The 11,997-nt window shown below is 64.2% G+C and carries 9 protein-coding genes; 4 read left to right on the top strand and 5 right to left on the bottom strand.

The genetic code is table 11. The annotated features are described in order from the left end of the window. Positions 1-42 precede the first annotated feature (42 nt). The gene (locus AC1DUR_RS21715) at positions 43-600 is read right to left on the bottom strand and encodes an HNH endonuclease (RefSeq protein WP_477718238.1); all 558 of its coding nucleotides are present in this window, start codon (positions 598-600) and stop codon (positions 43-45) included. A gap of 150 nt (positions 601-750) precedes the next feature. On the opposite strand from AC1DUR_RS21715, the gene AC1DUR_RS21710 reads away from it, so the two are divergent. From AC1DUR_RS21710 to AC1DUR_RS21695, 4 genes are all read left to right on the top strand, one after another. Next, positions 751-1,791, top strand: a complete 1,041-nt coding sequence (locus tag AC1DUR_RS21710; RefSeq protein ID WP_477718239.1) for a bifunctional riboflavin kinase/FAD synthetase — start codon at positions 751-753, stop codon at positions 1,789-1,791. Positions 1,792-1,914: 123 nt separating this feature from the next. Then, on the top strand, positions 1,915-4,833 hold the full coding sequence (ileS, locus tag AC1DUR_RS21705) for an isoleucine--tRNA ligase (RefSeq protein WP_477718240.1): 2,919 nt from the start codon (positions 1,915-1,917) through the stop codon (positions 4,831-4,833). Next, a complete protein-coding gene (gene lspA / locus AC1DUR_RS21700; RefSeq protein WP_477718241.1) occupies positions 4,833-5,327 on the top strand; it encodes a signal peptidase II in 495 nt (164 codons plus the stop codon). Before ileS ends, lspA begins: the two co-directional genes overlap by 1 nt. Before the next feature lie 132 nt (positions 5,328-5,459). Beyond that, the gene (locus AC1DUR_RS21695) at positions 5,460-7,121 is read left to right on the top strand and encodes a Na/Pi cotransporter family protein (protein ID WP_477718242.1); all 1,662 of its coding nucleotides are present in this window, start codon (positions 5,460-5,462) and stop codon (positions 7,119-7,121) included. Positions 7,122-7,147: 26 nt separating this feature from the next. On the opposite strand, the gene AC1DUR_RS21690 is transcribed toward AC1DUR_RS21695, so the two are convergent. The 4 genes from AC1DUR_RS21690 to AC1DUR_RS21675 form a co-directional block, all read right to left on the bottom strand. After that, positions 7,148-7,969 carry an NUDIX hydrolase gene (locus tag AC1DUR_RS21690; protein WP_477718243.1) on the bottom strand — a complete coding sequence of 274 codons (822 nt, stop codon included), beginning with the start codon at positions 7,967-7,969 and terminating at the stop codon, positions 7,148-7,150. A gap of 74 nt (positions 7,970-8,043) precedes the next feature. Next, positions 8,044-9,426, bottom strand: coding sequence for a DUF1501 domain-containing protein (locus AC1DUR_RS21685; protein WP_477718244.1), 1,383 nt, complete (start codon positions 9,424-9,426; stop codon positions 8,044-8,046). Positions 9,427-9,444: 18 nt separating this feature from the next. Further along, on the bottom strand, positions 9,445-10,884 hold the full coding sequence (locus AC1DUR_RS21680; RefSeq protein WP_477718245.1) for a DUF1800 domain-containing protein: 1,440 nt from the start codon (positions 10,882-10,884) through the stop codon (positions 9,445-9,447). Positions 10,885-10,982: 98 nt separating this feature from the next. Continuing rightward, complete coding sequence (locus AC1DUR_RS21675; RefSeq protein ID WP_477718246.1) at positions 10,983-11,987, bottom strand: quinone oxidoreductase family protein; 1,005 nt, start codon at positions 11,985-11,987, stop codon at positions 10,983-10,985. Positions 11,988-11,997 lie beyond the last annotated feature (10 nt).

Here is an 11,997-nt window from a genome sequence, read left to right as displayed (position 1 = left end):
GCCTGGAGCGTGCAGGTATGCAGGCGTGAAAGCCTCAGATCGTCACGCGTGCAGGCGTGACGTTTTGGGGATGTGCGCCATCAGGAACTCCATCTGGTCCGCCAGGATGCGGCGGTTGCGCAGGATGAAATCCTCCCACAGGCTGGGCACATAGGGGGTGTAGATCAGCGGCATGTGGGCCTGCTCGGGTGTGCGGCTGCTTTTGCGGTGGTTGCAGGCGCGGCAGGCCGTCACCACATTCATCCAGGTGTCGATGCCGTTCTGGGCGAAAGGAATGATGTGCTCGCGCGTCAGGTCTTCCTCGTGGAAATGCCCGCCGCAGTAAGCGCACACATTGCGGTCCCGCGCAAACAGCTTGCTGTTGGTCAGTCCGGGTTTGAGGTCAAACGGATTGATGTTGGGCACGCCCTTGGTGCCAATGATGCTGTTGATGGAGATGACCGACTGAATTCCGGTGATGGCGTTGTGACCGCCATGAAAGGTGGCGACCCGCGCGCCCATCTCCCAGCGCACTTCGTCCGCCGCGTAATGCAACACGGCTTCCTCTAGGCTGATCCACGACTGTGGCAACCCCTGGGCTGAGAGCTTCAAGACCTTCAAAACGAACCTCCATGAACATGGAAACACGAAATCGGACCAACCGTGTATCAATATACAGTGAAATCATGACAATGAGGTTCAAATCCCCCATTAACCACGTTCAGGCCACGTCCAACCGGGCTCCGGCGCTATGGAAACGATAATCACCCCATGAAAGTCTTCCGTGGTTACCACCATCCCGAACTGGCGCCCGGCTGCGCCTTGACCATCGGCAATTTCGATGGCGTGCACCGGGGCCACCAGGCCATGCTGGCATTGCTTAAAAATGAGGCCCAGCACCGCGGCGTGCCCAGTTGCGTGATGAGTTTTGAGCCCCATCCCCGCGACTATTTCGCCGCCGTCGCCCGCAAGCCCGAGCTTGCGCCCGCGCGCATTGCCACGCTGCGCGACAAGCTCACCGAGCTGGCGCGCTGCGGCATTGACCAGTGCGTGGTGCTGCCTTTCAATGCCCGGCTGTCCTCGCAAACCCCCGAAGCCTTTATCCAGGACGTGCTGGTGCAGGGCCTGGGGACAAAATACGTGCTGGTGGGCGACGATTTCCGCTTTGGCGCCAAACGCGCGGGCGACTACGCCATGCTGGACGCGGCGGGCGAGCGCCTGGGTTTTGACGTGGCCCGCATGAACAGCTATGAGGTGCATGGCACCCGGGTGTCCAGTTCTGCCGTGCGGGAAGCACTCGGAGAAGGCCGGATGGACCGGGTGGCCAGCCTGCTGGGCCGGCCGTACAGCATCTCGGGCCATGTGGTGCACGGCCGAAAACTGGGCCGCGACCTGGGTTTTCGCACGCTCAACCTGCGGTTTTCCCACTGGAAACCGGCTGCCAGCGGGATTTTTGCGGTGCATGTGCATGGGCTGGCCGCCGAGCCATTGCCGGGGGTGGCCAACCTGGGCATACGCCCTTCGCTGGACCCGCGCGACGTCAATGGCGGACGCGTCCTGCTCGAAACCTATTGCCTCGAATGGCCGGCGAACCTGGGCGCGGAGGGGGCATACGGTAAAATCATCCGCGTGGAACTGCTACACAAACTGCACGACGAACTGAAATACGACGGTCTGGTCAGCCTGAAAGCGGGCATTGCCAGGGACTGCGAAGACGCACGGGCGTACTTTGCCCAGGCATCTTTGGCCCAGGCTTTTTCGGCATCCATGCACACGGAAACCAGCCGCCAGACCACGCGAGACCGAATTTAGACGACCTCGTCGCCCCGGTCGCAGCCCTTCGACAGGCTCAGGGCGAGCGGCCTTTTACTCTTCCCCTTCCCCCCAACACAGCCGTTCGGGCTGAGCCTGTCGAAGCCTTTTCGAGCGACACCCATGCCTGACAACAAAACCGATTACCGCAGCACCCTGAACCTGCCCGACACCCCCTTTCCGATGCGCGGCGACCTGCCCAAGCGCGAGGCCGGCTGGGTGAAGGAATGGGACGACAAAGGCATTTACAAGAAACTGCGCGATGCACGCTGCGGTGCGCCGAAGTTCGTGCTGCATGACGGCCCGCCCTACGCCAACGGCAAGATCCACATCGGCCACGCCGTCAACAAGGTCCTGAAAGACATGATCGTCAAGGCGCGCCAGCTCAAGGGACTGGACGCCATCTATGTGCCGGGCTGGGACTGCCACGGCCTGCCAATTGAAAACGCCATCGAGAAATTACATGGCCGAAAACTGGCCCCCACGCTCCCCGCTGCGCGTGGCTCGCTGCCCCCCGAGGGGGCCGCCCAGGGGCTAGGGAGCGGCCCGTCGCCCCTGGATGCCCGCGCCGAGGTGCAGGCCAAGTGCCGCGCCTTTGCCACCGAGCAGATCGCCGGCCAGATGGCCGACTTCAAGCGCCTGGGCGTGCTGGGTGAATGGGACAACCCCTACCGCACGATGGACCATGCCAACGAGGCCAACGAAATCCGTGCGCTCAAGCGCATCATGGAACGCGGCTTTGTCTACCGCGGCCTGAAGCCGGTGTACTGGTGTTTCGACTGCGGCTCCTCGCTGGCTGAATTTGAAATCGAATACGCCGACAAGAAGTCACAGACCCTGGACGTGGGCTTCAAAAGCGCCGAGCCCGACAAACTCGCCGCCGCCTTCGGCCTGCCAAGCCTGGCCAAGGACGCCTTTGCGGTGATCTGGACCACCACGGCGTGGACCATCCCCTCCAACCAGGCGCTCAACCTCAACCCCGAGCTGGAATACGCGCTGGTCGACACCCAGCGCGGCATCCTGCTGCTGGCCGCGTCGCTGGTCGACAAATGCCTGGAGCGCTACCAGCTCACCGGCACCGTGCTGGCCACCACGCAGGGCAAAAACCTGGCGCTGCTGAAGTTCATGCATCCGCTGTATGACGTAAAAGATGACAACGGGAACCAGGGCTACCAGCGCTTCAGCCCGGTGTTTCTGGCCGACTACGCGACGGCGGACGACGGCACGGGTATCGTGCACTCCTCGCCTGCCTATGGCGTGGAAGACTTTAACTCCTGCGTGGTCAACGGCATCGCCTACGACGACATCCTGAATCCGGTGCAGGGCAACGGCCGCTATGTCGACGAATTACCGCTCTTCGGCGGCCTCAACATCTGGAAGGCCGCGCCACTGATCATCGACAAGCTGCGTGAGCATGGCCGCCTGTTTGACACGCACGACATCGTTCACAGCTACCCCCATTGCTGGCGCCACAAGACCCCGGTGATCTACCGCGCCGCAGCCCAGTGGTTTGTGCGCATGGATGAAGGCGTGGGTGTCTTCACCAAGGACAAGGCCGGAAAAACCCTGCGCGAACTGGCCCTGGCCGCCATCGAAGAAACCAGCTTCTACCCGGAAAACGGCAAGACCCGCCTGCGCGACATGATTGCCGGCCGGCCCGACTGGTGCATCAGCCGCCAGCGCAATTGGGGGGTGCCGCTGCCCTTCTTCATCCACACCGCCACCGGCGAGTTGCACCCCCGCACCATGGAGATCATGGACCAGGCGGCCCGCATGGTGGAGGCCGGCGGCATCGAGGCCTGGAGCAAGGCGAGCGCCGAATCCATCATCGGCGCCGATGCGCCGGATTACATCAAGAGCACCGACATCCTCGACGTCTGGTTTGACTCGGGCACCACGCACGACCATGTGCTCAGGCACAGCCACGCGGCCCAGTCAACCTGGCCCGCCGATTTGTACCTGGAAGGCCATGACCAGCACCGCGGCTGGTTCCATTCATCGCTGCTCACAGCCTGCGCGATGTACGACCACGCACCCTACAAGGGCCTGCTGACCCACGGCTTCACCGTGGACGGCAAGGGCCGCAAGATGAGCAAGAGCGAAGGCAATGTGGTGGTGCCGCAGGAAGTCAGTGACAAGCTGGGCGCCGAGATCATCCGCCTGTGGTGCGCCTCCACCGACTACTCGGGCGACCTGGGCATCGACGACAAGATCCTGGCCCGCGTGGTCGACGCCTACCGCCGCATCCGTAATACGCTGCGCTTTTTGATGGCCAACGTCAGCGACTTCGACCCGGCCAAAGACGCCGTGCCGTTTGACCAGATGCTGGAAATCGACCGCTATGCGCTGAGCCGCGCGGCGCAGCTGCAGGCCGACATCCTGGCGCACTACGAGGTCTATGAATTCCATCCCGTCGTCTCCAAGCTGCAGATCTACTGCAGCGAAGACCTGGGCTCTTTTTACCTCGACATCCTGAAAGACCGGCTGTACACGACAGGTCCCAAGTCGCTGGCGCGCCGCAGCGCGCAAACGGCACTGCACCAGATCACCCATGCCATGCTGCGCTGGATGGCGCCCTTCCTGAGTTTCACCGCCGAGGAAGCCTGGAAGGTGTTCGGCCAATCCGAGTCCATCTTCCTGGAGACCTATGCGGAGTTCAAGCCGCAGGACGACGCGCTGCTGGCCAAATGGTCACGCATCCGTGAAATTCGCGATGCTGTGAACAAGGACATTGAGGCTTTGCGCGCCGACGGCAAGGTGGGGTCGTCCTTGCAGGCCAATGTGGCCCTGGAGCTGGCGGCCGACGACCACGCACTGCTGGCCTCTTTGGGCGATGACCTGAAGTTTGTCTTCATCACGTCTACTATTGATTTAATAGCATCATCCTCAATCAAAACCCTGGTTACCGCCAGTTCCGATACCAAATGCGAGCGCTGCTGGCACTACCGCAAAGACGTCGGCCATGACCCGGCGCACCCGACCATTTGCGGCCGTTGCACCAGCAACCTGTATGGCGCCGGTGAAGACCGGAAGTACGCCTGATGGCCAAGGCGTTCGGAAAAACTTCGGGTTCCATGCTCCCCTGGCTGGGGCTGGCCCTGATTCTGTTAATTGCCGACCAGTTCACCAAGGTCCTCATCCTGGGCTATTACCGCCTGGGTGACGCCACCTACGTGACCAGCTTCTTCAATGTCGTGCGGGTTCATAACGCCGGTGCGGCGTTCTCCTTCCTGGCCTCCGCGTCCGGATGGCAGCGCTGGTTTTTCACCGCCATCGGCATTGCAGCCGCGCTGTTGATCGTGTGGCTGCTCAGGTCGCATGCCGGCCAGAAGCTGTTCTCGTTTGCGCTGGCCTGCATCCTGGGCGGGGCGGTCGGCAACGTGATAGACCGCAGCCTGCACGGCTACGTGGTGGATTTCCTGGATTTTCACTATCGCAACTGGCATTTCCCGGCCTTCAACATTGCCGACAGCGCCATCACCATCGGCGCGATCTGCCTGGTGCTGGACGAATTGCGCCGCGTACGCAGAAGCTGACCCGGCCCCGCGCTCGCGCCCTGCCCGGCGTGCGGCTTTGGAATGCAGCTTCAGAGTGTGGCTTTAACTTCACAGTGATGGGGTCAGGCCACTGGCGCCTCAACCCGCTGGCGTATAGTGGCTTCTGACCTTATGAAGCATCTGTTGAATTTATTGGCGGCCATTGCGCTGCTTGTCTGGGGCACCCAACTAGTACGAACCGGCATCCTGCGGGTGTTCGGTGCCAGTCTGCGCCAGGTGTTGGCGCGCAGCATCAGCAACCGTTTCACCGCCGCCTTGTCGGGCATCGGCGTGACCGCGCTGGTGCAGTCCGGCACCGCCACCGCGCTGATTGTCTCTTCGTTCGTCGGCCAGGGACTGATCGCGCTTCCGCTGGCGTTGGCCGTGATGCTGGGCGCCGACATCGGCACCAGCCTGATGGCGGTGGTGTTTTCCTTTGATTTGTCCTGGCTGTCGCCCCTCTTCATTTTTCTGGGTGTGGTGCTGTTCATCTCGCGCCAGGACAGCAATGCAGGCCGCCTGGGCCGCGTCCTGATTGGCTTGGGCCTGATGCTGCTGGCCTTGCGGCTGGTCACGGACTCCACCGAGGTGCTGACCCGGGCACCAGCTGTCAAGGCGCTGCTGGCATCGCTCAGCAGTGACCTGCTGCTGGAAATCACCACCGGCGCAGTGTTGTCCGTGGTGTCTTATTCCAGCCTGGCAATCGTACTGCTCACCGCCGCGCTGGCCGGCACCAACGTCATTCCGCTGGACGTCGCCCTGGGCCTGGTGCTGGGCGCCAACCTGGGCAGCGGCCTGCTGGCCGTGCTGACCACGGCAAGGTCCTCCATCGAAACGCGGCAGGTACCGATGGGCAACCTGGTGTTCAAGGTGCTGGGCATTGTCATGGCCGCACCGCTGATCGGCCTGTGGCTGCGGCATGTGCGCCCGCTGCTGGGTGAGCCGGCCATAGCGGTGGTACTGTTCCACTTCGGCTTCAATGTCATCATCGGTGCGGTCTTCATTGGCCTGACCCATACGGTGGCGCGCTGGATTGGAGTCTGGCTGCCCAAGGCCGCAAAAAAGACCGACGCCAGCACGCGCCACCACCATCTGGACCCTTCCGCATTGGCCACGCCCTCGCTGGCGATTTCGTGCGCGGCGCGTGAGGCCATGTACCAGGCCGATGTGGTGGAGACCATGCTGCGCGGCGTGCTTGAAGTCATCAAAAAAGATGACATCAAGCTGGCTGAAGACCTGCGCAAACTCGACGATACGGTGGATACGCTGTATTCGGCGATCAAGTACTACCTGACCAAAATTTCCCGCGAAGCCCTGAGTGATGAAGAAAGCCGCCGCTGGACCGACATCATCAGCTTCACCATCAACATGGAGCAGATCGGCGACATCATCGAGCGGGTGCTGATTGATATTGAAGACAAAAAAATCAAACCCGCCCGCAGCTTCTCGGAAGCCGGCATGGCCGAAATCGCGGAGTTGCATGAGCGGCTGATTGATAACCTGCGCCTGGGCATGAGCGTGTTTTTGAACGGCACGGTGCGTGACGCCCAGAAGCTGCTGGAGGAAAAAGCCCGCTTTCGCGATCTGGAGCGCGCCTATGCCACCACCCACCTGGGCCGGCTGTCCGCCAACACGCTGCAAAGCCTGGAAACCAGCTCCCTGCACATCGACCTGATCAGCGAGTTGAAGCGCATCAACTCGCATATCTGCTCCATCGCCTACCCGATTCTTGACTCGGCCGGCGCCCTGGCGCCCAACCGCCTGCGGCCCATGGTGCTGACCGACCAGCCCTGACCGGGCCAGCAAGCCTCGCGTGCGGCTCAGGGCAGCTTCAGCACATCGCAGAGAATCAGCGCGGCTTCAGTCGTGAACTCACCCCGCTGCAGGGCGTTCAGCAGTTGCTCCGCGTCCATCAGGCAAAACTGCTCAACCTCGCCATCCTGGTTGTTCGGGACCAGCCGCTCGGGCACGGTGCAGCAATACCAGTCGATGTTTTCGCTGACATAACCCGCCCCCTTGCCATCGCTGCATGGGCGGCAGGTGCTCAGGCGTCCGCCGTAGCGCATGTCCTGCAGGTCGGCCGCATGCAGCCCGGCCTCTTCCCAGGTTTCACGCACCAGCGCGCTCTCCACCGTGTCCACCGCCGACACCATGCCGCCCATCAGGGTGTCCCACTGGCCCGGGTCATTGGCCTTGTCAAAAGCGCGTTGCTGCACCCAGAAGCGGCCATCCGGCGCCTGCCCCACCAGGTGTACGGCCAGCGTGGTGATGCCCAGCGGCCGGACCGCTGCGCGTTCTACCGTCCCCTTGCGATGGCCCAGCTGGTCAGGCACCGCCAGCTGTTCATTGCGCCAGGCGCCCGCCAGGCCGGCCTCGAGCAGGGCAACGGCCACGTGGTTCAGGCTGGTCGTCACGTCACCCATCAGGCGCCAGCCGAGTTGCTCGGGGTGTTCTTCCTTGAGCAGCGGATGGTGGCCGTCCGTCATGGTATGCAGGGCCAGCTGGTGCAGGAAACCGGGCTCCACCGAGCCGATGATGGACTCACCCGCCCACAGCGGCACACGCGGGCGCAGGGGCGGCACGGTGGCGCGGGCACGCAGGTCGCGCAACCATTGCGGGTCAAAAGAAGCGGGCGGGTTCATGGCTCGCGCCAGTTTACCTTCGCGGCCGTCGTCCAGCGAGGACCGCAAGGCCGCGAAAATCCCGCAGAAAGAACTCAGGCCCTGGTGAACAGGCCGTCCAGGCGCTGGTCCCAGCTGGCGCCCGGCAACACCGCGGCCAGCTGCGCATCACCCAGGGCGAAGGTGCCGCGCAGCACCTGGGCCAGCACCGCGCGGTAGTCGTGGTGGGCCGGCAGGTCGCGGCCTTCGTTGAGGTTGCTTTGCGCCAGCCCCGTCCACTGGCCATGCCAGCGCCCGCCGGCGATGCGGCTGCCCATGAGCCACATGGCATTGCCAAAGCCGTGGTCGGTGCCGCGTGTGCCGTTTTCGGCGCTGGTGCGCCCGAATTCGCTCATCGCCACAACCACGTCGCCGGGCTCGGAAAAGTCCTGGCGCAGCTGCGCGATGCCACGCGCCAGGTTGCCCAGGTTGTTGGCCAGCTGACCAGTGGCGGCGCCCTGGTTGGCATGCGTATCCCAGCCGCCCGCCGACAAAAACCCGAGGCGCAGCTTGCGGTCGTTGCGCATCAGCGTGCCCAGGTGCTGCGCATCCAGCTGCAGGCCCACCGGGTCGGCCGCGCCGTTGCTGGCCGCCAGCATTTGCGCCGCCTGGGCCTGAACGTTGGCGGGCGTGCCGTCGCGGTCCAGGCGCTTGTCGGCCATGCGCCTGTCGTCTTGCGCCATTTTTTCGACCTTCGCGGCCTTTTCGGCTCTTTGCTCCGTGAGCTCCTGCGCGCTCTGCATGCGGCTGCCCACGCCCTGGCGGAAGGCCTCGCTGACCTTGTCGTTGCCCGCGTACAGGTCCATCAGCGCCTGGCGGGTTCTGTCGTTGGCCAGCACACCGCTGCGTTCGGCCGACTGGCCACGCGGGATCAGCCGGACGGCGGCCTGCCCGCCCAGGATGGCGGGGTTGGCCTCCCCCACACCGAGCGCGGCCGCGCCCGGCGCGGCGGCTTTGCCAAGGCCTGCCGTGGTGTTGAGCCATCCCGGCGCGCCGCTGGTTTTGCCGCTTTGCGCAATCTCCATCTGGTACTGCGCATCGAAGTGCGAACGGTTGGGCGCGGGCAGGCCGGCCGCGGGCACGAAGCCCAGAACGCCTTGCTGCCACAAGGGCAACAGCGGAGTCAGCGCGGGGTGCAGGGCGAAGGTTTTGTCGAGCCGGATGGCCGTTTGCGCCGTACCGTCGGGCGCCGCGATCGCGATGTTGGGGCGAATGGCGTAGTAGTCCTTGTCCGCATAGGGCACGAAAGCCGACAGGCCGTCATACGCGCCGCGCAGGAAGACGACGATCAGGCGCCCGCCGTCCAGACCTGATCGGCCCGCCAGGCCCACAGGCAAGGGTTGTGCCCACACGCCGGGCACGCTCAGCGACAGCGCCCCCAGGCCCAGCACCCTGCGGCGCGGCAGCGGATACGCCGATGAAGAAGGGTTGGAATTCATGGGACTCCTCGGTGCCGTTTATTTGCGCATGAAGTCGGGGCTGGCCAGCATCAGGCCGGTGCGCATCTGCGCGGGTTCCTGCGCGATGCGCTCACGCGTGGCGCTGCTGAAAAAAGTGTTGAGGTAGGAAGGCTCCGCCATGCGCTGGGCCAGGCTCATGGCGTAGTCGGCGCGACGGGTCAGAGCCTCGGGCGCGAGCCAGGTGCCGGCATCGGTCTTGTAGCCGTCGGGCGTTTGCCAGCCGTGCATGGGCTGGCCGGCCTGCGCAAGAAAACCCAGGGTCTGCACGATGTCGCGGCGCTCCTTTACGCCGCCGGCCGCTGTGAGCGCTGAGCAGGCAAAGTCCAGCGGTGTCTTGAAGAGCTGGTTGTCCCGCGCCCAGAACTCCGGCGACTCGATCAAGGTGCGCATCACCGCGCGGATGTCGCCTTGCGTGGCGGTGAAGGTGCTTGCCAACCGGTCGACCAACGCGAGTGGGGGCTTGTCGGCCACAAAGAAACTCGCCAGCCGCGTGGAGACCCGCCGCGCCGTCTCGGGCCGCCGTGCCAGGTAGCGGATGGCCTCCTCGCCTTCCGAAAGGCTCTCGTTGCCGAAGGTGCGGCCCAGCAGGACCTTGCCTTCCTTGTCGTGCAGGCGCTCGGCAAAGCGAAAGCCCTCGCCGTCCTTGAGGTTGACCGTCCAGCCGGTGAGGATGCGGGCCAGTTCACGCACGTCTTTTTGCGTGTAGCCGCTGTTCACGCCCAACGTGTGCAGCTCCATCAATTCGCGAGCGTAGTTTTCATTGAGGCCGCGGTTGTTGCTCTGCGCCTGGTCCAGGTAAAACAGCATGGCCGGATGCTTGGCACTGGCCAGCAGCAGGTCTTCAAAACGGCCCAGGGCGTTGGCACGGATCACATTGACCTCGTAGTGGCCGACAAACGGGCGCACCGCCCCCTTGCCGACGAACACATTGAGGTGGTTGAACCAGAATTCAGTCATGCGCGCCAGCAGCGGGTTTTCCAGTGCCGGATCGCTGCAGGACATCAAGCGCCATGCGGCGGCGCCTTGGGCCATGTCGCGGCTGAATTTTTCCGCGCCTGCGCCCGTCTCCGCTGTGGCGGCCGTGCCGGTCCTGGCCGTTTCACGCAAGGTCCTGCGCGCCTCCCGCTCGGCCTGGAAGCTACGCGCGATCTCGTTGAGCGGCGCATTGATGCCGGCCAGCTCGGCGGGAAGGGCGGGAGGGCGGCGGCTCGCGGCGTAGGCCGCGTCCAGTTGTTGCAGCGCCCAGGCTTTGGGTGACGCCTCCGCGGCCTGCGCCGAGGCCGGTGTGGGCGCATAGCCCAGGCGCGAGGCGACGCGCCAAGCGGCGGCGACGTTGGCCGGGGACGGCGCGGCATCGGTCTGCGCATACGCCGCGGGACCGGCAAGGCAAGCCAGGAAGGCCGCCAGCACGCCAGCCTGGGTGATCGCTATGGGCATGTTTTTCTCCTGCTGCCCGTTGTAACGCATTCGCCGCGCCTTGCGTTGAATGCGGCCCGTGGCTTTACACAGGTTTACCGCAAGAGCCCCCGCCTGCCTTACAGCGTCAGGATGGTGCAGCCCGTGGTCTTGCGTGCCTCGAGCGACCGATGCGCCTCGGCCACATCGGCCAAGGGGAAACGCTGGTCAATGGCGATCTTGATCTTGCCGCTGGTCACCATGGCAAACAGGTCGTCGGCCATTTCCTGCGTGGTCTCGCGGGTGGCGATGTGGGTGAACAGGGTCGGGCGCGACACATACAGCGAGCCCTTGGCGGCCAGCACACCAATATCCAGCGGCTCGACCTTGCCCGAGGCATTGCCGAAGTTGGCCAGCAAGCCAAAGGGGCGCAGACAGTCCAGCGATTTGAGAAAGGTGTCCTTGCCGACCGAGTCGTAGACCGCCTTCACACCCTTGCCGCCGGTGATGTCCTTCACGCGGGCGACGAAGTCCTCCTTCGCGTAATTGATGACGAAGGCCGCGCCATTCGCCTTGGCCAGCGCGCATTTTTCATCCGACCCCGCCGTGCCGATCAGCTGCAGGCCCATGGCTTTGGCCCACTGGCAGGCAATCAGGCCCACGCCGCCGGCCGCCGCATGAAACAGCACAAAATCACCTTCCTTGAGGCCGCCCTGCGGCTGCGTGCGGCGCAGCAAATACTGCGCGGTCAGGCCCTTGAGCATCATCGCCGCGCCCGTCTCGAACGAAATCGCATCCGGCAGCTTGCACACGCATTTGGCGGGCATCACCCGCAGCTCGCAATAGCTGCCCGGCGGCTGGCTGGCATAGGCGGCGCGGTCGCCAGCCTTGAGGTGCGTCACGCCCTCGCCCACCGCCTCCACCACACCCGAAGCCTCCATGCCCAGTTGAAGGGGCATGGGCAGCTTGTACAGGCCGCTGCGCTGGTACACATCGATGAAGTTCAGGCCCACGGCCTTGTGGCGAATGCGGATTTCGCCGGGGCCCGGCTCACCAACAGCAACCTCGACCAGCTTCAGTTCTTCGGGCCCGCCATTCTGTTCAATGCGGACGGCTCTGGACGTGGTTTGTGTGGCTTGACTCATGTCGTTTCTC

It is taken from the genome of Polaromonas sp. P4_F4, assembly GCF_056401355.1.
Note: the sequence above shows the minus strand (reverse complement) of the source record. Positions and strands in the feature narration are given on the sequence as shown.